This window comes from Herbaspirillum sp. FG34 (assembly GCF_057809315.1).
In genome coordinates, this window is the sequence record NZ_JBMDJS010000002.1 from 1 (window position 1) to 23393 (window position 23393).

General features: G+C 62.3%; 15 protein-coding genes. 4 read left to right on the forward strand and 11 right to left on the reverse strand.

Translation table 11 applies throughout. The features are described from left to right. The 11 genes from ACODSZ_RS02100 to ACODSZ_RS02150 form a co-directional block, all read right to left on the reverse strand. Positions 1–8260 (reverse strand): amino acid adenylation domain-containing protein (locus ACODSZ_RS02100; RefSeq protein ID WP_488926939.1); only part of this gene is annotated, 8260 nt, incomplete at its 3' end. Between the two features lie 25 nt (positions 8261–8285). After that, complete coding sequence (locus tag ACODSZ_RS02105) at positions 8286–9260, reverse strand: TauD/TfdA family dioxygenase (protein WP_488927092.1); 975 nt, start codon at positions 9258–9260, stop codon at positions 8286–8288. A gap of 57 nt (positions 9261–9317) precedes the next feature. Then, complete coding sequence (locus tag ACODSZ_RS02110) at positions 9318–10001, reverse strand: 4'-phosphopantetheinyl transferase family protein (RefSeq protein WP_488926940.1); 684 nt, start codon at positions 9999–10001, stop codon at positions 9318–9320. Continuing rightward, positions 9976–10731: a thioesterase II family protein gene (locus ACODSZ_RS02115; protein ID WP_175343567.1), complete on the reverse strand. Its 756-nt coding sequence runs from the start codon at positions 10729–10731 to the stop codon at positions 9976–9978. The genes ACODSZ_RS02110 and ACODSZ_RS02115 overlap by 26 nt, the downstream gene beginning before the upstream one ends. Further along, the gene (locus tag ACODSZ_RS02120) at positions 10728–10943 is read right to left on the reverse strand and encodes an MbtH family protein (RefSeq protein ID WP_488926941.1); all 216 of its coding nucleotides are present in this window, start codon (positions 10941–10943) and stop codon (positions 10728–10730) included. The genes ACODSZ_RS02115 and ACODSZ_RS02120 overlap by 4 nt, the downstream gene beginning before the upstream one ends. A 178-nt stretch (positions 10944–11121) precedes the next feature. Continuing rightward, positions 11122–11628, reverse strand: coding sequence for an RNA polymerase factor sigma-70 (locus ACODSZ_RS02125; RefSeq protein ID WP_008329052.1), 507 nt, complete (start codon positions 11626–11628; stop codon positions 11122–11124). 443 nt (positions 11629–12071) lie between these two features. After that, entirely contained in the window at positions 12072–12305 is a 234-nt protein-coding gene (locus tag ACODSZ_RS02130) for a hypothetical protein (protein ID WP_488926942.1), read from the reverse strand. Positions 12306–12349: 44 nt separating this feature from the next. Beyond that, the gene (locus tag ACODSZ_RS02135) at positions 12350–13246 is read right to left on the reverse strand and encodes an XdhC family protein (protein WP_175343565.1); all 897 of its coding nucleotides are present in this window, start codon (positions 13244–13246) and stop codon (positions 12350–12352) included. Beyond that, on the reverse strand, positions 13243–14901 hold the full coding sequence (locus ACODSZ_RS02140) for a methyl-accepting chemotaxis protein (protein WP_488926943.1): 1659 nt from the start codon (positions 14899–14901) through the stop codon (positions 13243–13245). Before ACODSZ_RS02140 ends, ACODSZ_RS02135 begins: the two co-directional genes overlap by 4 nt. Positions 14902–14937: 36 nt before the next feature. Further along, positions 14938–16632, reverse strand: coding sequence for a methyl-accepting chemotaxis protein (locus tag ACODSZ_RS02145; RefSeq protein ID WP_488926944.1), 1695 nt, complete (start codon positions 16630–16632; stop codon positions 14938–14940). Positions 16633–16678: 46 nt separating this feature from the next. After that, the gene (locus ACODSZ_RS02150) at positions 16679–17203 is read right to left on the reverse strand and encodes a chemotaxis protein CheW (protein ID WP_488926945.1); all 525 of its coding nucleotides are present in this window, start codon (positions 17201–17203) and stop codon (positions 16679–16681) included. A gap of 191 nt (positions 17204–17394) precedes the next feature. Between ACODSZ_RS02150 and ACODSZ_RS02155 the strand changes: the two genes are divergently transcribed. The 4 genes from ACODSZ_RS02155 to ACODSZ_RS02170 are packed head-to-tail and all read left to right on the forward strand — an operon-like array spanning position 17395 to position 23352. Next, complete coding sequence (locus tag ACODSZ_RS02155; RefSeq protein ID WP_175343561.1) at positions 17395–17961, forward strand: response regulator; 567 nt, start codon at positions 17395–17397, stop codon at positions 17959–17961. Between the two features lie 15 nt (positions 17962–17976). Further along, a complete protein-coding gene (locus ACODSZ_RS02160) occupies positions 17977–19068 on the forward strand; it encodes a response regulator (protein WP_175343560.1) in 1092 nt (363 codons plus the stop codon). Further along, a complete protein-coding gene (locus ACODSZ_RS02165) occupies positions 19065–21824 on the forward strand; it encodes a hybrid sensor histidine kinase/response regulator (protein WP_488926946.1) in 2760 nt (919 codons plus the stop codon). The genes ACODSZ_RS02160 and ACODSZ_RS02165 overlap by 4 nt, the downstream gene beginning before the upstream one ends. Positions 21825–21849: 25 nt before the next feature. After that, complete coding sequence (locus tag ACODSZ_RS02170) at positions 21850–23352, forward strand: Tar ligand binding domain-containing protein (protein ID WP_488926947.1); 1503 nt, start codon at positions 21850–21852, stop codon at positions 23350–23352. Positions 23353–23393 lie beyond the last annotated feature (41 nt).

Below are 23393 nucleotides of genomic sequence, written 5' to 3' on the forward strand. Positions count from 1 at the left end.
GGCTGGTGCGGCTGTCCTCGATGAAATAGCGCAGCCGCTGCGGCGGATGGTCGGGGTCCATGGGCACATAGGCCGCGCCTGCCTTCATGATCGCCAGCAAGGCCAGCACCATCTCTTGTGAGCGTTCCATGCACACGCCCACCCGTTGATCACGCGTGAGGCCCTGTGCCATCAGCCACTGCGCCAGGGCATTGGCGCGGGCGTTGAGCTGGCCGTAATCGAGCACCTGCCCGGTATGCGGTACCCGCAAGGCGGGCCGCTCGGGGTACGCCTTTGCCTGTGCTTCGATCACCGCCAGCACGTTGCCGGCCTCATGGACTTGCGCATTGCGCGACAAGGCCAGCATTGCCGCCTGTTCAGCCCGGCTGTGCCAGGCCAGTTCGGCCAGCGGACGGTGCAGATGTCCGGCCAATTGCAACAGCAGTGACACCGTCAGGTCCCGCAATGCCTGCGCGCTGGCGGGCGCGATGCGCGCGGTGTCGTAGCGCCATTCCAGTTGCAGCCGTTCGGTCAGCGTGGCAATCAGGGTCAGGGGGTAATGGGTCTCTTCGCGGTTGTGCAGCACCTCCAGACGCAGGCCCTGCTGCTGCTCGGCCTGCAAGGCCAGATCCAGCGGATAGTTCTCGAATACCAGGATGCTGTCGAACAGCGATTGTCCGGCATGTCCGGCCCAGGTCTGGATGTCGTAGAGCGGCGTGCTGTCAAACTCGCGCACGGCCAGATTGCTGGCCTGCAGCCGCTGCAAGAGAGTCTGTAGCGTCATCTCCGGTTGCAGGCGGGTCACGATGGGCAGGGTATTGATGAACAGGCCCAGCAGATTCTCCGCTCCTTCCAGTTCGTCGGGACGGCCTGCGACGGTTGCACCGAAGATCACCGTGGACTGGCCACAATAACGGGCGAGCACCAGGCTCCAGGCCGCTTGTACCAGCGTGTTGAGAGTGCACTGATGTTCGCGTGCGAAGCTCTGCAGGTGCGCCGTGGCCAGCAAATCCAGCGTGGCCTGGCAACTGCCCTGGCCCCGGCCCGGCTGCCGCAGTGGCGGCAGGCTGTTGACCAGGCTGGTCGGGCCTTCGACGCCAGCCAAATGAGCGCGCCAGAATTGCTCGGCACTGCCACGGTCCTGCTGCTGCAACCAGGCGATGTAGTCGCGATAGCGCAGCGTCGGCGCGGGCAGAATCGCGCCCCGGTAAAGTCGCAGCACTTCGCCGATCAACTGCTGGCTGCTCCAGCCGTCCAGCAGCAGGTGATGGCGGGTCCAGATCAGGTGATGCACCTGATCGTCCACCCGCACCAGACTCAGGCGCATCAGCGGCGGATGCTGAAGATCGACGCCGCGTGCGTGTTCGGTGGCAGCCAGCGCCTGCAGGGCGCAATCCAGATCGGGGCGCTGGCGCCAGTCGTGTTCGTCGATGGTCAGCGCGGCGTCTCGGGCCACCCATTGCAGCGGCTGGTCGCCCTGCATCAGGAAGCCGCTGCGCAGAATGTCATGACGGTCCAGGACGGTCCACCAGGCCTGGCGGAAGCGTTCTACATCGAGGCGGTGCAGACGCACCTGCAACTGGTTGAGATATGCGCCGCCTTGTGGCGCCAGCAGCGCATGGAAAAACAGACCAGCCTGCATCGGCGAGAGCGGATAGAGATCGGCCACGCGTTCGGCCGGCAGGCTCTTCATCAAGTGGTCGAGCTGGGGCTGTTGCAGGCGCGCCAGCGGGAAATCCGATGGCGTGGCCAGACCGCTCACCCCGGCGCAATGGGCCAGCAGCGCACGCAGGTTCTGCAGGTATTGCTGCAGCAACGCGGCGATGTCGGCCTGCTGGTGCAAGGCACTGCAATACAGGCACTCCAGATGGAGTTGACCATCGGTGACCAGGGCCGTGAAGTCCAGCAGGCAGCGCCGCAGGCTGGCCGGATCTCGCTCCAGGTCGGCTTGCGCCGCCGTGCGGGGCAGCATCTGCCAGCCGGAGGTCTCGGGCAGCGCATCGAAGCGCCCCAGATAATTGAAGCTCACCTGCGGCTGCAGACCGCCCTGCCCGCTCTGACTGCGCCACAGACCATAACCCTGCCCCTGCCCGGGCCACTGGCGCAGTTGCTCCTTGGTCTGTGCCAGCAGGATGCCCGGTGCACTGCTGGTGACCGTCAGTTGCACCGGACAGAGCGCCGTGAACCATCCCACGGTACGGCTCAGATCCGGTGCTTCTCCTGCGGCACCGGGCAACTCTTCGCGGCCGTGCGCTTCGAGCTCGATGAGGATGCGATCGCGCTTTGCCCACTCGCACAGTGTCTGGGCGGCAGCGGCCAGCAGGATGTCGTTGATGCGCGTGCGATAGGCGGCGTGGGCCGGACCAAGCAGGAAGGTGGTGCTGTCGTGATCCAGCACCACGGCTTCACGTGCGCTGCGGCCGATGGTATTGGTGGCGCGCATGCCCACGCCATGCGCCGGCGTGCAGGGCAAATCCTCATCACCGGTCGACGCCAGAGCCTCCCAGTGCGCCTGCTCCGCCGTACTCAGACGGGCCGCCGCCACTGCGCCGGCCCAGGCGCTGAAGCCGCTGCTGCTCGCGGGTGGCGTCGTGCCTTGCAGCAGGTTCAGCAGATCCTCCAGCAGAATGCGCCAGGACACGCCATCGACTACCAGATGATGCGCGATCAGCACCAGCATGCCGCGCGACTGACGCGGCTGCGTGAGCCACAGCACCCGCCACAGCGGCCCCTGTGACAGATCGAGACTGCGCTGGGCGGCTGCAATCGCCGCCGCCTGCGCCGCTGCGTCGGCCACGTGCCGGACGTCGAAGCACTGGCCGGCATGCGGCGCCACCGTTTGCCGCCAGACACCGTCGTCGCTACGGTGAAAGCGCAGACGCAGCGCCTCATGCAGACGACCCAACTGGTCGACGGCATGGTGCAGGCGATCGACCGGGGTATCGGCCGGTCCTTCCAACTGCACACTCTGGTTCCAGTGCGCCGGCGGCTGCGCGTGATGCCGGAAGAACCACTGCTGGATCGGGGTGAGCGGCCATGAGCGCGGGCCTTCGGTCGCCGCTGCCGGTGCAGCCGCGGGTGCATTGCCCTGTCCCTCCAGCGGTAGCGCCAGCGCGGCGACGGCGGCCAGATCCTGGGTCTGCATCAGCTGACGCGGCGTGATACGCCAGCCGGCCTTGCGCAGACGGGCAACGATCTTCAGCGTCAGGATGGAGTCGCCGCCGAGGGCGAAGAAATTGTCATGGCGGCTCACCTGAGCCACTCCCAGCACTTCTTCCCAGATTGCCGCGATCACGCTTTCGACGCCCTCTTGCGGACTATCCTCCCCGGACAGTCCGGTGCTGTGCTGGCTGCCCTCCTGCGGCAGCGGCAATGCCTTGCGGTCGATCTTGCCATTGGTCGTCAGCGGCAATTGCGCCAGCGGCACGAAGTGGGCCGGTACCATGTAGTCGGGCAGTTGCGCCGCCAGGGCGTGGCGCAGGGCCACCGGATCGGCGCTGCCGACCACATACGCGCACAGCTGCAGACGTTGCTCGGGACCCGGCAGGGCCAGTACTTCGGCCGCGCTCACGCCCGGCTGGGCGCGCAGGACCACGGCGATTTCCTGTGGTTCGACACGGTAGCCGCGAATCTTGATCTGATCGTCGATACGGCCCAGGAACACCAGCCGTCCGGCGCGGTCCAGCCTGACCTTGTCGCCGCTACGGTACAGGCGCGCGCCGTTGCCGGCCGGATCGGCGATGAAACGCTCGGCTGTGGCGCCGGGCTTGCCGTGGTAGCCACGTGCCAGACCGGCGCCGCCGATATACAGTTCGCCCGCTGCCCCGCGCGGCACCGGATTGAGATCGGCATCGAGCACCTGCAGCCTCAGTTGTGCCAATGGCTGGCCCAAGGGCAGCGGCAAAGGCTGATCGCCCTCCAGTAGTTGGGTGAGTACGCCCACCGTGGTTTCGGTCGGGCCGTAGTGGTTGACCACCCGACAGTCCGGGCACAGCCCATGGATCTGTTCCAGCAAGGCCGGGCTGGTGCTTTCGCCACCGACGATCAGGGTATGGCGCGGCAGGATCTGCGTCGCCTGTGCAGATTGCAGCAGCGCCTGAAGATGGCTGGGCACGATCTTGAGCACATCGACGCGGCGCTCCTGCATGAAGGCGGCGAACTGTGCCGGATCAAAGGCGGCCTCAGCCGGCAGCAACTGCAGCGCACGGCCGGAACACAAGGCGCCGAAGAAGGTGGTATGGCCCAGGTCGGCGGCTACCGTCGAGGCCATGGCCATGCTGCGCACCTCCGGCGGCAGCGCCAGACGCAGCAGCAGCGCCTGCACGTAATTGCTCAACGCAGCACGGCTCACCGCCACGCCCTTGGGACGACCGGTAGAGCCTGACGTGTAGATCAGATAGGCGGCCTGTTGCGGATGCACTGCGGGCCAGTCCTCCCCTGGCGCGGTTTCCTCGACGGCGGCAGTGGCCGCCGGAATGGTCAGGTGGTGTGCCGGCGCGCCCGGCAAGCTGTGCAGGCGCGCAGCCTCGGGCGTGGTCAGCAGCAGGCGGGCGCCGCTATCGGCAAGCTGATAGGCCAGGCGTTCGTCCGGCAACTGCGGGTCCAGCGGGACATAGCAGGCGCCAGCGCGCAGACAGGCAAGCACGGCGACGACGAACTCGACCTGGCGCGCGCTTGCGATGGCCACCCTGTCTTCGGCCTGCACACCCAGCTCGCGCAACTGGCGCGCCAACTGCTCCACCTGGGTGCGCAACTGCTGCGCCTCCAGGTGGATGCGCTCATCGGCTACCGCCAGGGCCTGCGGTGCGCGCCGGGCGTGGGTCAGCCACAGTGCGATCACATCCCCCTCTCTGTCGATGGCGGCGCACTCGGTCTGGGGCGCGGCCAGCGGGGCGGGCGCTGTCGGCCAGGACAGCTGCCCCAGCGGCGAAGTCGGGGCAGCGCAAACTTGCCGGGCGAACCTGCCGAGGGCGTCGGCCATCTGGCCGATTTCTTCCTGCGTCCAGCGCGTACTGGCGTAGGCGAACAGGCAGTGCAGCTCCTCGCCCGCCAGACTGAAGTCCAGGCTCAGATCGAAGTGGGCCTGGCCTGCGCTCAACTCTTCCAGCTGCAGCGACAGTGCGTCCGCCTGCCACACCGGCAAGGTCTCACGTTCGGTGCACTTGACCTGGCACAGGGGATGCACGTGCGACTGCCGCTGCGGCTGCAGGGCTTGCACCACCATGTCGAAGGACACATCCTGATGCTGGCGCGCCGCCAGCACCGTCGCGCGCACCTGGCGCAGCAAGGCGTCAAAGCCGAGCCGGCTGTCCAGACGAGTACGCAGCACCTGCAGGTTGAGCAGATAGCCGATCATGGTCCGCGTCTGCGGATGGCTGCGCTCGGCCATGGGCGCACCGACACGCAGATCACTGCAACCGGTGGCGCGATACAGCACCAGATCCAGCAAGGCCAGCATGCCCATGTAGAGCGAACAACCCTGTGCCGCGCACAAGGCGCGCAGCGCCCGTGAGATATCGGTCGGCAAGGTGAAAGCATGGCGCGCCTCGGGCAACCCCTCTCCCGGGCTCGCCTGACGGCGACCCTCCGGCAAAGGCAGTGCTTCGTGCTCGCTGCCCAAAGCATTACGCCAGTAGTCAAGCTGACGGGCGATCTCGGCGCTGTCCAGCTGCTGCTGTCGCCACATGACGTAATCGCTGAACTGCCGCACGGGAGCGGCCGGCAATGGCTGGCCCTGGCGATGCGACGCATACAGCGCGCATAGCTCCTGCAGCAATACCGGCAGCGACTGACCATCGGCGGCGATATGGTGCAGCGTGATGCCCAGTGCATGATGCTGCTCATCAATGCGCACCAGGCATGCGCGCAAGGGAATCTCCTGCGCCAATGCGAACGGCAGGCGGGCGCGTTGCTCCAGCCATGCGCGTGCTTGCCCCGCATCGCCGGACACGTCGCCCAACACTTCCAGTACACCCGGACCTGCCGGCAAGGCCAACTGTACCGGTACACCGTCGGCCTGCACCCGGTACACCGTACGCAGGATGGCATGGCGCGCGACCAGGTCATCGAGGCTGCGGTCCAGCGCCGCCACATCCAGCGCACCCTGCAAATGCAGGATGCCCGGCATGTTGTAGGCCGGGCTGTCAGGGTCGAGCTGCCAGGTGGTCCAGAGCGAATGCTGGCCCGGCGACAGGGGCAGGCCGGCCTGGCGCTGGCTCTCGTTCAGGCCGGCCATGACCACAGGTGGCCGGCGCGGCGCGTTCTGGCGCACTGCCTGCAACTGTTCGGCCAGTTGCTCCAGCTGCGGGTATTCGAAGATCAGGCGCACCGGGAAATCGATCTGCCACTGTTCGCCGATGGCCGCCGCCAGCTGCACCGCCTGAAGCGAATTGCCACCCTGACGGAAGAAATGTGACTGGCCCGCCAACGCAGGCGTGTGTATCACACTCTCCCACAAGCTGCGCAGAGTAGCGGTGTCGGGGCTGTCGCCCCGGGTTGCAAGAGCGGTCGTGGGCGTAGGCTGCGTGCCGCCTTGCAGATGGCCGAAGGCCAGGATGGCATAGGCGTCCAGACTCTGCGTGTGCCAGCCCTCGCGGCAGGCGCTGCGTTGCAGCTTGCCGCTGGAGGTCTTGGGCAAGGCACCGGGATTGAGCAGCACGATGACGCTGGCGGCCTCGTTGCAGGTCTGTACGATACATTCCTGCAGCGCTTCCACCAGTTGCTGTGGCGCGACCATCTTTTGCACGCTACGCGAGATTTCCAGCGCCACACCGATACCCTCGATCCCCTGCGGATGCCATTGGCGCGGGATGGCGAAAGCCGCCACACGGCCCTTGCGGGTCAGTTCGACCTCGCGCTCGATGGCGCGCTCGATGTCCTGCGGATAGACGTTCTGACCGCGCACGATGATCATGTCCTTGCTGCGGCCCGTGACGAACAGGGCGCCTGCGCGGCAGAATCCCAGGTCGCCGGTGCGCAGCCAGCGCTGGCCCTCCTGCTCGACGAAGGCGTGATCGCTGTCGTGTGGGCGGCGCCAGTAGCCAGCGGCAATGCTGGGGCCGGCGGCCCAGATCTCGCCGACCAGGCCTTCGGCCAGCGCGGCGCCGGTGGCCGGATCGGCAATGCGCAAGGCATGGCCCGCTGGCGAGATGCCGCAGGCTACCAGATGAACCGCCTGCGCTGCCGGCGCGATGACATCAATGACATCGGCACGCCCCTGGCGCAAGCCTTCGGCCTCGAAGGCCGCGACCTGCATGCCCTGCCCGCGCCGCCCCCCGGTGACCAGCAGGGTCGATTCGGCCAGACCATAGCAGGGATAGACGGCATCGGCAGCAAAGCCGATCTGACCGAAGCGGTCGATGAACGCCTGCAAGGTATCGTGACGTACCGGTTCGGCGCCCGAGAACGCCACCCGCCACGAGGACAGGTCCAGCCCTGCCGCACGCTCGCCGCCGATGCGGTCCACGCACAGCCGATAGGCAAAATCGGGGCCGCCGCTGATGGTGCCGCGATGACGTGAAATCGCTTCCAGCCAGCGCACCGGACGTTCGAGGAAGAAGGCCGGTGACATCAGTACCACCGGGATGCCGCGATACATCGGCTGCAGCAATCCACCGATGAGCCCCATGTCGTGGTAGAGCGGTAGCCAGCTGACGAAGACATCGTCGCTGCCCACCCCCAGGCGCTCCTCGATGGCGGCTTCGTTGGCCATCAGGTTGGCGTGGGTAACCATCACGCCCTTGGGTTGCGAGGTGGAGCCGGAGGTGTATTGCAGGAAGGCGACGTCGGCGGGTGCGATCGGATGTTCGCGGAAGATGCCCTCCCCGGCCTGCGGCGCATCGACGGCCAGCATCGTCGCCTGCCCCGCCAGTGGTGCCGCTGCTGCCTGCAAGGCGTCGCGCACGGCGGAGGTGACCAGCCAGCAGGCGGCCCCGGCGTCCTCGGCGATCCCGCTCAGACGTTGCAGGTGCTGTTGACGCATCGACTCCGGGCGATGCAGCGGTACCGCGATCAGGCCGGCGGCCAGGCAGGCGAAGAAGGCGATGACGTAATGATGGTCATTGTCCAGCAGCAGCAAGACGCGCTCACCCGGTGCGTGATGCTGTTGCAGGTGCGCGGCCAGCGTGCGCGTGGCGTCGGCCAGTTCGAGGTAGCTGAAGGCGCGCTCGCCTTCGGCCTTGACCGTGGTCAGCGCCAGGTCATGCGGGCGCGTCAGCGCCAGCTGAAAAAGACGCGCGACGATGTGAGTGGCGCGGTCGGGGGAATCGGCGGTAATCGTCATGGCGTGGCAATCGTGGGCAAAGGGATCAGTCGAGATTGGTGTGGGAGCGCGACATTGCCACTACCACCTTGCGCGGTCCGGAAAACGGTGTTCTGGCATGGGCCACCAGCATGTTGTCGAGCATCAGTACGTCGCCCGCCTGCCAAGGGAAGATCACCGTCTCCGCCGCCAGGACCTCGCGCACCTGGTCGAGGACGGCATCGTCGATGGCCGTGCCGTCGGCCCAGCAGACATTGCGTGGTAACTGGTCTTCGCCGACCAGGTCGATGAGCGATGCGCGCACTTCGGGCGCAAGGTTGGAGGCATGGAACAGGTGTGCCTGGTTGAACCAGACCATCTCGCCGGTCACCGGATGGCGCTCCACGCCCTGGCAACGCTGGCGGGTGCACAGGCCGTCGTCCTCCAGCCATTGCCACTCGATATGCTGGCGGCGGCAGAAGGCCTCCACTTCGGCGCGGGTCTGCACCCCGAAGACGTCCTGCCATGGCAGGTCGAAATCATGGCTGTAGTGGCGCACGTAGAGCAGCCCCTGGGCGAAGCGCTCGCGGATGGCGGCAGGCATGCGGCGATAGATCGCGCGGCTGTCGGCAATCGGGGTTTCGCCACCGGTGGGCGAGGCGGTCACGCAGTGGAACCAGATGCGCATCGGCCATTCGCGCGTGTAGGCTTGCTCGTTATGCAGCGGGATGTGCTGGTGGGCCGGATACTCGGTGGAGGTATAGATGCCATTGGCCACCGAGGAACGCGGTGTGGAGGCGAATTCGTAGCGCAACAGCGGATCGCCGAAACTGGCCGCGAACTGCTGGAAGTCAGCTACGCCGGGCACCTCGAAGCCGCGCAACAGTACCCCGCCGACACTGCGCAGATGCGCCTCGATCTGACCGGACAAGGCATCCCGTGCCTGCGCCAGCGTCTGGCCGGGGTGCAGCGGCTGCAGCAGCACCGGCAGGGCGTCCCTGCCGGCGTCGGGGCGGGGATGACGACTGAAGGTCAGCGGCATCTGGGAGGGCGTATCGATGGTGGCGGTGATAGCGGTGCTCAAGAGGATTCTCCGGGGTCAGGCGTCGACCCAGGCCAGCGCGGCGGCATGGCCGGGTCGGGTGGACAAGGCGCGTGCATGCAGCCGTGCGGGTGCAGGCCACTGCGACTGCTGATGGAAGATCTGGTAGCGCGGATGGCTCTCCAGATCGAGGTGAATGGATTGCAGGTGCTCACCGATACCCAGGCCCAGCGCCTTGAGCACGGCTTCCTTGGCGACCCAATGACGCAGGAAGCGCACTTCGTCCAGCGGGGCTGGCAATGCGGCCCATTCATCCGGGCTCAGTACCTGCCTGGCCATACCGTGCAACTCTTGCAGCCCTGCAGCGATGCCGCATTCGACGTCAATGCCCAGCGCCAGACCGGGTGCCATGGCGAGCAGCCCGATGTCACCGGCATGCGAGACATTGAAGGACAGCCCGCCCGGCCCGCCCAGCAGCGGCTTGCCATAGGCGTTGCGCACCAGCGGCACGGCTTGCGGAGCGCAGTCCAGGCGCTCGCCCAGCAGGCGGCGCAGGCAGGCACGCATGCAGCAAAAGCGCCGGGCATCGTCGCGGCGGCGGTAGCGACGCGCATGGGCCTGCTCTTGCGGGCTCAGCACAAGCGCATCCTTTGCGTCATCACCATGACCCAGGTCGAAGGCGACCTGCCACAGTTCGATCTGCGCGGGAACGCCCTCAGGCGTGAGCAAGCGCTGCAGCATGATCGGCGTGGGACAAGGAATTGGCATGCGCCTGAAGATGACGCCGCAAACGGGCCAGCAGCGCGTCCTGCTGGCCTTGCAGATAGAAGTGACCACCGTCGAACCAGTCCAGCGTGACGACGCCCCGTGTTTCGCGCTGCCATGCCTGCAGCGCTGCACTACCCAACGGGTCGCCGATGCCGCCATAGACATGTACCGGCAGATCGAGCAAGTCAGCCATTTCATCGGCTGGACGCTGCATCTGGAAACTGCTGCATACGCGGTAATCGGCGCGCAAGACGGGCAGCGCCAGTTCCAGCAGTTCGGGACAGTCGAAGACCTCCTCACGGGTGCCACCCTGGCGGCGCATGGCGGCGATGAGGGCGGCATCGGAATCCTCCGGCGTCACCCACTCACGCGCCAGCGGCGCTGCGCAGGCCGATACCATCAACGCGCGGGGCGCGGGCCAGCCGCGCTGCGGCAAGCTGCGCGCCAATCCCTGCGCCAGCAGGCCGCCCATGCTATGACCAAACAGCACGTAGCCGGAAGATGGCGCCGCCGTGCCGGCCAACTCATCGGTCAGTCGATCCAGCAGCACGACATAGTCCTGCTGCAGCGGCTCGCGGATGCGACGGCCGCGACCGGGCAGCTCGACGGCCTGCAGTTGCGCTACATCCTGCAAGGCGGCTTGCCAGGGAAAATACATGCTGGCACTGCCGCCGGCACAGGGCAGGCAGAACAGTGTGATCATGCCTGGTCCAGACCCTGCATGAATTCGCGCAGACTGCGCGGACGCATGTCGGTCCACACCGTTTCGATATGCTGCAGGCAGACCTGCTTGCTGCCACTGACGCCGGCGTCACGCCAGCCACCAGGGATGCTCTTGTAGTCGGGCCAGAGGCAATACTGCTCTTCCTCGTTGACCAGCACGCGGAATACGCCATCTTCACGGTCGAAGCTCATCGTTCGTCTCAACTTTCCTGATTCGCGGCGAACGTTCATTTCACAGATCGTTCGCCCTGTACATGAATTATTCACATTGCAATATGCAAATGCGAATCAATCTTGTTTATATTGACGAATCACGAGGCCATAAATTTAGCGTTTTCAGATCCGCACGGGCATGGACAACCACGGTGTGTCAGACGGCTTGCTTGAGACAGCATTGCATTGCGTCGCGGATCATGAAGTTCACCAGCGTGGTGGAGACGCCCAGGTGCTCGGCTACTTCGCGCTGGGTATAGCCTTCCAGGCGATGCAGTTCGAAGGCTCGCAGCGTGCGTTCCGGCAGAGTCGACAAGGCATTCGCGACGCTCACCAGGGTCTGCCGCGAAATGCTTGTGCCCTCCGGGCTTGCCTGGTGGCAGATGACATCCATGCCCTCCTCTTCCTCGGCGAACATGAAGGACTCCATGGCCATGCGGCGCTGGCGGTCGATGGCGAGGTTGCGGGTGACCTGGAGCAGAAAGGCCTTAGGATGACGGGCGGAGAATTCTTCAGGCAACTCGGCGATCTTGAACCAGGCATCCTGCACCACATCCTCTGCTCGTTGGCGACATCCCAGAATTCTCGCAGCAGCGTCACGCAGCTGCGAGCGGCAAGCGATGAACTGAAGGCGCAGGTCCATCGGATCGGATTGGTCAGACATAGCGCTTTTCCTCTACAACATCACGCACGTGCACCTGGCACCATCTGGCCCGGTTCAGGACCAATCCGTCCGAAGTGACGGGGCCTTTGCCTGGCGGCAGGTCCTGCGCGGCGCCAAGGTGGCGGCACGGGGCGTGACTTGATTGATTGGATGGCTGGAGACCGTCGATCACTACAACATCGGATCGAGGCTATGGCTGTCTGTTTTGCGGCTCGCTTCTTGAGCGGGGGTCACGACGGTTGGCCCATGACATTCACAGGCATTGAATGCGCACGTCGTCACTTTAAGTTTTAATTACGTCTCAAATAGTAACAAGAACCATTATCAATTGAAAGAGGGGTATGTGCTTATTTTTGGCAAATCAGTGCAAAGGGGAAGGCCGTGCTGCCCTCTGCGAGCGAGGCGGAACTTCGGGCCTGCGCCCGGCCACACCCAACCTTTCCTCAGTCAACCATCAGGATGCGCTGGAATATGATCAGTTCTTCGGCGATCTGCTTGAATACGCTCTCGGAGAGCGGATTGTCCGAATTGAAATTAGCGAGACGATTGGTCATTCGCTGCACATGCCCCAGGATAACGGCGGCTTCATTTTCGTCCAGGTGCAAGCAGAGTGCTTGAACGATGATTTCCAAGGCGTGCTGCTTGGCCAGCATGTACTTTACTTCGTCTGGATACATGGAGTTTCCCATGAAAAGTCGCGAATCTTTACACACGGCATCGTTCACTGGCCGACCATACTCATGGCCGAGAGTATCTCGGCCATGAGACGCAGTGCTACTGCCGGAGGTGTCTCCCGACGCAGTCGAGTATCGCTGTCGCTGCTCTGGTTATGGTCGGCGATACCGCCAACGTGAAATGCGCCGCAATACAATGCGCAACGGGTCGCTTCTTCATCAATGAGCGGGTCGCCTGAGACGCTCATGACGCAGCTGCGCGCATCAGGAGCGAACTGTCCGATGGCGGTGGTCGGCATCTCGTGAATCACTTTGATCCCCCCCACCGACCATCCATGCAAACATTCGCCTCGCGGCTCACACAGCGTGACCTCAAAACCGTTGAGCTTAGCCAGGGTAGCCAATGCCTCAGCCACCGGGCCCGCGCCTATGAGCAGCATGCGATAGACCGGTCCCAGCGGATGTACCAGCTCATCGTGACTGAGCATCAGGCGGGCCTCTCGGTTCATGCGCTGGCTGGTCACGCTGCCATCTCTACGAGAGACGCGTCTGAGTACCAACTCGCGGCATTCGAGTTCCTTGACGATATCGCGGATATTCAAGGGATGTGGATCGAACTCCAGCAAGACGACGATCTCGGCGTCCGTCGGCACCCCGTATGCACGTCCAGCGGCAGCCTCGATGAGCTTGCGTACCACCGCCGGTTTGGCCGGAGCAAAGCCTGCCTCCTCCCTCCAGGCCAAGAAGCGCACCACCAGATCGGCCTCGACACAGCCGCCGGCGACCTGTCCTACGGTCGTGCCGTTTTCCCGTATCACCATCATGCTACCTTCGGGCCAGGGTGAACGTGGCCAGGTCTTGACCACCGTTACAAGGATCGCGTGCTCGCCATGCTCACGCCACTCATGCAGCGCTCGTAGCAGCTTCATCTCTTCGCCGCTCATCCTGCGCTCAATGCCGCTGCTGACTGGATGCGGCCATCGACGTCCTTGCCGGCTTTCATCTCGCGCCGCAAGCTGACTGCATCGAGCTGGCACAGGGTCTGTTCGCCACGAGTCAATCGGAATAGCTGCATCGAACTGCTGACCGCTTCCACCTTCGCCTGTAGCGACAGTGCCGAGGAAGCAAGCTCTTCGACCATGGCTGCATTCTGCTGGGTGATCGAATCCATCTGCACGATGGCGTCATTGACCTGGGCAATGCCAGTGCTCTGTTCCAGGCTGGAATGCCGTATCTCATCGAGCGCGCCCCTCACCTGAGTAACGGCGGCCAACGCTTCCTGCATGCGTTGCAGAGCGGTCTGGGTCTGCACCTCACCCTTGCTCACGCGTTCCACCGATTCGCTGATGAGCGTCTTGATTTCGCGCGCTGCCTGGGAGGTACGATGCGCCAGTGCCCGCACCTCTGTTGCGACCACCGCGAAGCCACGTCCGGCTTCTCCGGCACGAGCCGCCTCCACGGCGGCGTTAAGCGCCAGGATGTTGGTCTGGAAGGCGACCCCTTCGATCACCTGGGTAATTTCTTCGATCTTGTGGGAAGACTGGGAGATATCGCCCATCGTCGCGGCAATCGACAACACAGCTTGGTTGCTCACGTTGGCGATATCGGCGGTCTCGCGGGCCAGGTCAGCGCCGGAGCTGGCCGAGGCAGCGCTCTGTTGGACGGTACTATTAATCTCGTGCATCGCTGACGAGGTCTGTTCGAGGCTGCTGGCCTGCGATTCAGTACGGGCCGACATGTCCTGATTGCCGAGGGCGATCTCCGCTACGGCGCTGCGCAGGCCTTGCACTTCCTTGCGTACATCGCTGACCACCGTGCGCAGGTTGAGTACCATCTGGTTCAGCCCCTGCTGGATACGCCCGAGCTGACCACCGTCTCTCACCTTTACCGTCAGGGAGAAGTCTCCCGATGCCAGACGATTCACATCCTTGAGCACGGCCTGCAAGGGCTTGAGAGCGAGGCGCCAGGTTAGGTAAATCGCCAGGATACAGCACAGTGCGCTGCCGAGGATCGCCGGCAGGATCGGCAGATCGAAGGCTCCGCTGGCAATCATCAACGCCAGCGGAGCCAACTGCGCCAGCGCGAGTCTTGCCAGTGTGCTCGGCTTGAACAGGCGGCCCAACGTCGCAGTCGGCGATCGCTTGACCAGTGTCCCGGCGCTCAGCGTATGGATGCGGCGCCCGCTCCTGGCTTCATCGCGCATGCGCTGGTAGAGAGCTTGTGCCTCGGCAATCTCCAGGTCTGAAGGCATGGTACGCACCGACAGATAACCCGTAATACGCTGGCCGTCCATCATCGGCGTTGCGTTGGCGCGCACCCAGTAATAGTCGCCGTTCTTGCGACGGTTCTTCACCAGACCCGACCACGGCGCGCCTGACTGGATGGTCAGCCACATGTCGCGGAAGGCTTCGCCAGGCATGTCCGGATGGCGCACGATGTTATGCGGCTGCCCTAGCAATTCATCCCGACTGAAACCACTGACGTCAATAAAGGGCGGATTGCAATAGGTGATGCGCCCCCTGAGGTCGGTGACCGACACCAGGATTTCACCTGGTGTCAGCTTGTAGCCCTGCTGGGTGACGGGTATGTTGATACGCATATTGAGCTCCTGTCAGGTAGGTCGGGGCGACAAGACTCAGAAACTTTCCCATTCATCACCGCTCTTGGCGGCAGCCGTGCCAGAGTTGGCCGGCAAGTTGCGCACAGGGCGGCCATCGAGCGCGACCAATGGGACGCTCGGAGCGCGATGATGCGAGAACACAGGCGCAGCGACACTGCCATCGACCGAGAACACCGACATCGCTTTCACCAGTGCCTGTGCCTGATCGGTCAGGCTGGCGCCAGCGGCAGCCATCTCTTCCACCAGCGCGGCGTTCTGCTGGGTTGCTTCGTCCATCTGCGTCACGGCTTCACCCACCTGCGCCACCCCGGCACTCTGTTCGGCGCTGGCAGCGCTGATCTCACTCATGATGTCGGTGACGCGGCGCACGCTGGCCACTACCTCTTGCATGGTGGCGCCGGCCTGATCGACCAAGGAGCTGCCCTGGCTGACACGTTCGACGCTGCGGGTAATGAGCTCCTTGATCTCCTTAGCGGCTGCGGCGCTACGGCCGGCCAGACTGCGTACCTCACTGGCGACCACCGCAAAGCCACGGCCCTGCTCGCCGGCACGTGCTGCTTCCACCGCAGCATTGAGCGCCAGGATATTGGTCTGGAAGGCAATACCGTCGATGACGCTGATGATATCGGCGATCTTGCGCGAGCTATCGCTGATTTCCTTCATGGTATCGACTACCTGGGCCACCACTACCCCTCCCTCTTCTGCCACCGAGGATGCGTTAAGGGCAAGTTGGTTGGCCTGGCGAGCGTTCTCGGCATTTTGCTTGACGGTGGAGCTGAGTTCCTCCATCGAGGCAGCGGTCTCTTCCAGCGAACTGGCCTGCATTTCGGTGCGCCCGCTCAGGTCTTGATTGCCCTGAGCGATCTGCAGGCTGGCGGCGGCCACGCTGTCGGCGCCGCGTCGTACCATGCCCACCACACCGGCCAGGCTCTCGCGCATGGCACTCATGGCCGCTAGCATGCTGGACTGGTCACCACCGCGCAAGGCCACATCTACTTGCAGGTTGCCGTTGGCAATCTGCCTTATCACGCCAGCAGCATAGTCCGGCTCGCCGCCCAGCTGGCGCGTCAAAGAACGGGTAATGCGCCATCCCACGATCCCGGCGGCAGCCGCAGAGAGGACGGCAATGACGATCATCAGGACACCTGTACGACGGGCGATCTCACGCACCAACGCACCGCTTTCATTCATTTCGCGCTTCTGTACGACGATAAATTCGTCCAGTATCTTGAAGTAGGCCAACTGCGCCGGCCGTGTCTCGACCAGCAACATGTCGCGCGCCTCCTCTTCCTTGCTTGCCATGGCCAGATCCAGCGCCTTGTTGATCGCTTCGTTATAGGCCACCCGATAGCCGACCAGGTTCTTGAGAACCGTACGCTCCTTCTCGTCCCTGGCGACCTGGTCCAGCAGTTTGAAGATGGCAGAGCTATTGTTTCGGATCTGCTTGATGCGGTCCATTTCGACCCGTTTGGCCTTTTCCTCTCTCAACAGCACGATATTGCGAGTGATTCGCGCGACCGAATTGAGATTGTCCTTGAGCTGGTTCACATGCTCGACTTTGACGATCCTGTCTTCAACCAGTCGGTTGACCTCGGCCTTGATCCGGTCGAGCTGCCATGCACCATAAATGGCCACGCCCAGTCCCGTCAGGATGATCACCGCAAAACCGCAGGCCAGCCTGGCCCCCACCTTCATGTTGCTGAAGTTCATGTCTTCCCCTTTTAGTTCAGTACGTTGTAGCGGCCACAAAGCATGCCTAAGTTGTGCAGCCTGTTGCCAGCGATGCTTCCCTTAAAGCGTGCTGGCCATTCATTCCCATTTCCGTCATCAGCTTGTCGATATCGACCAGCATGAGCATGCGTCCATTGGCAGTCCCCACCCCCCTTACACAGGCTGCCCCGACAGCGGCCGACATGGTGGGCATGGGCCTGACCTCGTCGCTCGACAGCGCAACGACCTCCGAGACGGCGTCAACCACCAACCCCACCGTGCGCCCTTTCACGTTGAGAATGATGGCCACCGTCAATGCGCCATAGCGTGCAACCTCGATCTGAAAGCGCAGCCGCAAATCAGCCACCGGTACGATGACGCCGCGCAAATTGATCACGCCCTTGATGAATGCGGGCGAATCGGCCAACTGGGTGGGCCTCTCATAGGATCGGATTTCCTGCACGTTCTGCACATCGATCCCGTAATGCTCCTGGCCCAGCACAAATGCCAGGTACTCGGACACTGAAGACGTCACAAGACTGCTACTGGCCGTGGTCGGAGTCTGGTGCATCCTTTTCCCTTTCATGAGAAGCTAATTCGATTGATCGTTTAAAATCGATTGAATCGATGATATAGTTCAAATCGGCGCGCGGTCAATCGATTTAAGCGATTTAATCCAATTCTTGATTCTGGTGGTCTTTTATGGACAAACATCCAGCAGCTGTTGATAATCGATTAAATCGATTTAATGGATGAATAAGCATGGAAGACATTACAGAGGAAAAGACCTACATGACGCCCAGCGAAGTCGCCAGGCGCATGATGGTTTCGCCCATCACCGTGCGTGGCTGGGCTCAGAGAGGACTGCTGGAAGCAGAGGTCACGCCCGGCGGGCATCGGCGCTATCGTGCCGAAGTGGTCGAGCGTTTTGCCCGTGCCTGGAATCCCCAGGGAAATACCGGCCCGCTTCGTATCCTGGTGGTAGACGATGATCGAACTCTGGTCGGATTTCTCAAGGAACTGTTCAGCGATGATTCCGGCAGGACAGTGGTAGAGGCGGCCTTCGACGGTTTCGAAGCAGGACAGAAGGTTCACACCTTCCGGCCGGACGTGGTGTTGCTGGACTTGATGATGCCCGGCCTGAAGGGAACGGAGGTCTGCCGCCGCATCAAGCAGGTCGAAGGTAATGCCGATATAAGGGTGCTGGCCATGAGCGGCTACCTGACTCCTCAAGACGAACAGGAACTGCTCGCCGTCGGCGCTGAATGTTGCTTTACCAAGCCCCTGGACACCGACCGCCTGTTGCAAACGATCGGCCTGGGCAACTGACACCAAGGAGTCGCAATGTCGTTAGCCAACTCTTCTGCCCTTCCTGCTCATCCTCCGGTCCGGGTGCTCATCGTCGATGACGATACCCAGCATCGCAAGCTGGAGAGAGAACTGCTCGACTCACCAGGCTATCAAGTCAGCGAATGTGAATCCGGTACAGAGGCGCTGGAATGGCTACGTCATCATGAGACAGATGTAGTCTTGCTAGACAAGCGCATGCCCGGGATGGATGGCGACGAGACATGCCGACGTATTCGCGGGGAACTGGGGCTGGCCTTGCTGCCGGTACTCATGGTCACCGGCAGCAACGACATTGCCAATCTTACCGACAGCTTGGGGGTGGGGGCGACGGACTTCATACGCAAGCCCTACCATCCGGCGGAACTGATCGCCAGGGTCGACGCAGCTGCGGCGCAGAAGCGCCTGACTGACCAGCTTGACAGCGCTGAGAGTCTTCTGTTCTCGCTGGCGCGTATGGTCGAAGCGAAGGACGGCACGACGGGCGATCACTGCACCCGCCTTTCACACACCAGTGTGGTGCTGGGGCGGGCGCTGGGTCTGTCTGCTGAGGAACTTCTGGCGCTGCGCCGTGGTGGCGTGCTGCACGACATCGGCAAGCTGGGCATTCCCGAAAGCATCCTTCTCAAGCCGGGCAAGCTGACGCAGGAGGAATGGCGGCTCATGCAGCAACATGTGCATATCGGGGCCTGCATCGTCGGCGAACTCAAGAGTATGCGTCTGACCGCTCCGATCATCCTGCACCATCACGAAAGATGGGATGGCACCGGTTATCCCCATGCCCTGGCGGGGCGGGACATCCCCTTGCTGGCACGCATTTTCCAGACCGTTGATATCTATGATGCGCTAACCCATGCCCGTCCGTACAAGCCCGCAATGGTGCGCGAACAGGTGATCGCGACGATGCGAGAGGAAATGCAGCGCGGCTGGCGCGATCCCGAAATTACAAGCTTGTTCCTGGAAATCGCAGAGAACCAGCCAGAGCTTCTCGAACCTCCGCCGGCTAATCAGGAGGACCTTGGATGCAGGCTCTTCGGAGAGATTCAGGCGACGGGAGCGATCGAATGGTGCCGCAGGGAATTGCCATGAATTCCGCGCAGGAGCATGTACCGCAGGAAGCCAGTCGAGCCAGTCTGCGGCCGCAAGTGCAAGCGCTGGTGACGGCATTGCTGATCTATCTGGCTACGGTCATGCTGCCATTGGAAGACGTGCATCTGCCCATCGATGGATATGTCCCGGTTCATACTGTGCTGGAGTTTATCTCGGTACTAATTTCCTTCCTGGTTTTTGCCATCATCTGGAGCACGCCCTCCCGTCACGTTTCGACGTCGCTGGTCATCATCTCGCTGTCTCTGCTGAGTGCGGGCATACTGGACTTTCTGCATATGATGTCCATCAACGGCATGCCTGACTTCGTCACCACCAATGACTCGCAGAAAAGCATCTCCTTCTGGCTGGCGGCACGGGCTACGGTCGCAGCGGGCCTTCTGAGCGGCTGCATCATCCGCAAGAATGTGGCCATTTCGCGAACCAATCGCATTGCTCTGGCGCTACTGTTTGTCGGTGCGAGCATGGCAACGGCATGGATGGTGCTGTTCCATCAGCGCTTAGTACCGCATTTCTTCATTGGCGGACACGGGACCACCTTGCTCAAGAGCAGTGCGGAAGTCGTTCTGGTCAGCGTCTTTGCAGTTGCTGCCTGGCGTTTCTACGTGCTCGCCCGCTCCAGCGGCGAGGCTTACTACGCCATCATGTTCGGAGCTGCTTCCCTGTCGGCCGTGGGCGAACTGTTCTTCGCCAACTATCTGGTCGCTAACGACATGCAGAATATGGTTGGCCATCTGTACAAGATCGTTTCCTATTGGATGGTGTTCCGGGCGATGTTCCTGCTGAGCGTGCGCAAGCCCTACGAAATCCTGTCGCAGCAGACGCAGGCGCTGCGTGAAGTCAATGAAGCCTTGCGTGTGCGGTCCCTGGCACTGGCATCGACGGCTACGCCGGTCTGCGTCACCGATATCCACGGCATCATCCGCTGGCGCAATCGCGCTGCAATCGCCCTATGTCCGGGAGCCCATGATGAGAGCATGTCGCTGTTCGATCCGGTGCTCACACCCGATCCGGACGAACGACGCAAGATGAAACAGGCCCTGGTCAACGGAGAAGTGTGGCGTGATCTGGTCCATCTCCACAAGGATCAGGAGCATCTCTATCTGGATCGCACGGTCACTCCGATCCGAAGTGATGTTGGTGCGCTGGAAGGTTACGTCGCTGTCTCGGAAAACATCACCCGCAACGTCCAGACACAGGCGCGCCATCAGCGCGTCTTGCAGACCGCCCTTGATGGCTACTGGCTATCTCGTGCGGACGGGAAGTTTCTGGAGAGCAACGGCGCCTTTGCGCGCATGACCGGCTACTCTCAGGATGAATTGCTGAACATGAGCGTCTACGATCTCGCCAGCGTGCCTGAGCAAGAAAATATCCGCCGTTATCTGGCGCTAGCGGTACAAAACGGCCATGCACGCTTTTCCTGCCGCCACATCCGCAAGGACGGCAGTATTCTTCCTCTGGACATGTCCGTGGCCTACGATCCGCAATCCCTGCATTGCTATGTGTTTTGCCGCGACATGAGCGAGCACGAGCAGCACAGCATGGCCAAACAGGATCTGGAGCGCCAGTTGCAACATGCTCAGAAGATCCAGGCACTCGGACAGCTCACCGGCGGCATTGCTCATGATTTCAACAATATCCTCGCTTCGGTCCTGGGTTATGCCAATCTTGCGCTGAGTCGTTTCGCGCAGGACAAGGAGTCCAAACTTGCCCTTTACCTGCGCGAGATCGTCACTGCCAGTGAGCGTGCCCGTGATTTGATCGCCAAGATGATGACCTTCGCGCGTACCCAGCCTGTTGGTCCGATGCGAGTAATTTCCGTGTCCCAGGTAGTGCAAGAAGTCATAGCCATGCTGCGACCGTCGATTCCCACCAGCATCCAGCTCAGTTGCCGCAGTGACGAAGAGCGCTCGATCCTCATGGAGGCGGGCGAGCTCAACCAGGTCCTGGTCAACCTGATCATCAATGCACGTGATGCCATTGCCGGCCAGGGCAGGATTGATATCCGTGTGCGTGGCTGCAAGATGAAAGGACAGGTGTGCGCCATTACCCACGAACGCCTGTTCGGCCAATACACCTGTATCGAGGTTGGCGACAACGGCAGCGGTATCGCAGACGAGCACCTAGGAAGTCTGTTCGATCCCTTTTTCACTACCAAGGAAGTCGGCAGGGGAACCGGGCTGGGTTTGTCGGTGGTTCAGGGAATTCTGCAGAAATGTGGTGGCCATGCGATCGTCTCGTCCCAGCCAGGGCGCGGCAGTCTATTTCAGCTCTTGTTCCCATTGGTACATGGAAGCGAAGAGGTCACCCTGGCTGTGATCGGCGAGAAACGCGCACGCCCGGGCAACGGCCAGGCCATCTGGGTTGTCGATGATGAACGCGCGGTTGCCGGTTTTTTGGGTGAATTGCTCGATGACAGTGGATATGAGGTGAGGCTCTTCAATGATCCCCTGATCGCATTGAGCGCCTTGCGCAGCAATCACCAGCGTATTGAATTGCTCATCAGTGACCAGACCATGCCCGGCCTGACCGGCTTGCAATTGACCAGCCATGCGCGCGAACTGCGGCCCGGGCTGCCCGTGATCATCTGTACGGGCTTCGGCGAAGGGATTGACAGCAAGGACCTGGACCGCTATCAAATCGACCGCCTCTTCATAAAGCCGGTCCCCGCACCTGAGCTGCTCAAGGCGATTGCCGATCTGCTTAGTCACCACTTGCCTGCGGAATCCGCCCAATGAGCGCGACGCAGGAAGGACTGCACACATGATGTTACGTTCCATCTCGCGTCGTCTGACCCTTCTCGTGGCATTGTTGAGTTCGCTGCTGCTACTGGTAGGAGTCATTGGGCTGGCCGGTGTGCATCAGGCAAATGATTCACTCAAGCGGGTGTATGAGCAGCGCACGGTTCCCATGTGGAAGTTGGCTGAAATCCAGCGCTTGATGCAGCGAACATGGCTGATCATCTCGATCGGGCGCAACATCCGCACACCGGAGTTCACTGCCGTTTATCTCAAGGATGCCGAGGAAAGCCTCTCTTCGGTCGATCGTCTCCTGGCTGAATATTTCAGTACGCCGCTACCACCGGAGGAAGCCGCTCTGGCGGAGGAGTTCCGCTCGGATCTTCAGCGTTTTCGGGAAGCCGGATTCATTCCAGCCCTGACTGCACTGAAGTCCGCCGATTACGATGCAATCCGCAAGATCGAGCTCGATGTGATGATTCCGCTCTCGGCGCGTTATCGGACCCATCTTCACACTCTGGCGCGACTACAGCTAGACAGCGCCAATGCCGAATACGAAAAGGCGCTAGCCCGCTTCAACATACTTTGGCAGATTTCTTTACTGTCGATGGGCGCCGGATTGGTATTCGCCGCTGGGCTGGGCGGACTCCTGGTGCGAGGCATTGTTCGATCCGGCCAGCAGTTTGAACAGTCACAAAAGGCCAAGGGGGAACTGGAGAGACAACTGCAGCAATCGCAGAAGGTCCAGGCTCTGGGGCAACTGACCGGCGGCATCGCCCACGATTTCAACAATATGCTCACTGCCATCCTCGGCTATGCCAACCTGGCACTGGAGCGGCATGTCGTGGACAAACACTCGAAGCTGGGACGTTATCTGGCCGAGATCATTGCCTCCAGCGAGCGCGCACGCGATCTGGTTCGACGGCTGCTGATCTTCGCGCGTAGCGAGCCCAGCGACGAGGCCCGCCTGATCGCTGTGGACGATGTCGTCAGGGAGGCCTGCTCCATGTTGAGCCAATCCATCCCCTCCAGCATCGAATTGCAGATCAGCATCGAAGATGCCGAGCCGATCAAGATGGATCCAGGTGAACTCAATCAGGTGCTCGTCAACCTGATCATCAATGCGCGCGATGCCATCGAAGGTCAGGGCCGCATCGACATGATCCTGCACCGGGTGGAAATCACCAACCAGGTCTGCGCCCTCGCTCAGCAGCGGTTTTCCGGAATGTACCTGGCGCTCGAAGTGCGTGATACAGGACGCGGCATCCTCTCTCAGCACATGTCACGCCTGTTCGATCCTTTCTTCACCACCAAGGACATCGGCAAGGGAACAGGCCTGGGTCTCTCCATGGTGCATGGCATCATGAGCCGGATTGGAGGACACGTGCTAGTCAGATCAACCCCAGGTAAGGGAAGTTGCTTCCAACTCCTGTTTCCCTTCGGAAATACATCTCCAGGGGCGAGTAGTGGCGGAAGTCTTTCGAGGCAGGGCGAATGTCTGGATACCACGAGGAAGCAGCACCCATGACAGGTCGCAATACCCTGCTCCGATGAGGGTTTCCATTTGGC

Excerpts from the sequence above, each read along its gene's own strand:
- ACODSZ_RS02105 (WP_488927092.1), bottom strand. The coding sequence starts at position 9,260 with ATGCCGCTGACCTTCAGTCGTCATCCCCGCCCCGACGCCGGCAGGGAC.
- ACODSZ_RS02110 (WP_488926940.1), bottom strand. The coding sequence starts at position 10,001 with ATGCTGCAGCGCTTGCTCACGCCTGAGGGCGTTCCCGCGCAGATCGAA.
- ACODSZ_RS02115 (WP_175343567.1), bottom strand. The coding sequence starts at position 10,731 with ATGATCACACTGTTCTGCCTGCCCTGTGCCGGCGGCAGTGCCAGCATG.
- ACODSZ_RS02120 (WP_488926941.1), bottom strand. The coding sequence starts at position 10,943 with ATGAGCTTCGACCGTGAAGATGGCGTATTCCGCGTGCTGGTCAACGAG.
- ACODSZ_RS02125 (WP_008329052.1), bottom strand. The coding sequence starts at position 11,628 with ATGTCTGACCAATCCGATCCGATGGACCTGCGCCTTCAGTTCATCGCT.
- ACODSZ_RS02130 (WP_488926942.1), bottom strand. The coding sequence starts at position 12,305 with ATGTATCCAGACGAAGTAAAGTACATGCTGGCCAAGCAGCACGCCTTG.
- ACODSZ_RS02135 (WP_175343565.1), bottom strand. The coding sequence starts at position 13,246 with ATGAGCGGCGAAGAGATGAAGCTGCTACGAGCGCTGCATGAGTGGCGT.
- ACODSZ_RS02140 (WP_488926943.1), bottom strand. The coding sequence starts at position 14,901 with ATGCGTATCAACATACCCGTCACCCAGCAGGGCTACAAGCTGACACCA.
- ACODSZ_RS02145 (WP_488926944.1), bottom strand. The coding sequence starts at position 16,632 with ATGAACTTCAGCAACATGAAGGTGGGGGCCAGGCTGGCCTGCGGTTTT.
- ACODSZ_RS02150 (WP_488926945.1), bottom strand. The coding sequence starts at position 17,203 with ATGCACCAGACTCCGACCACGGCCAGTAGCAGTCTTGTGACGTCTTCA.
- ACODSZ_RS02155 (WP_175343561.1), top strand. The coding sequence starts at position 17,395 with ATGGAAGACATTACAGAGGAAAAGACCTACATGACGCCCAGCGAAGTC.
- ACODSZ_RS02160 (WP_175343560.1), top strand. The coding sequence starts at position 17,977 with ATGTCGTTAGCCAACTCTTCTGCCCTTCCTGCTCATCCTCCGGTCCGG.
- ACODSZ_RS02165 (WP_488926946.1), top strand. The coding sequence starts at position 19,065 with ATGAATTCCGCGCAGGAGCATGTACCGCAGGAAGCCAGTCGAGCCAGT.
- ACODSZ_RS02170 (WP_488926947.1), top strand. The coding sequence starts at position 21,850 with ATGATGTTACGTTCCATCTCGCGTCGTCTGACCCTTCTCGTGGCATTG.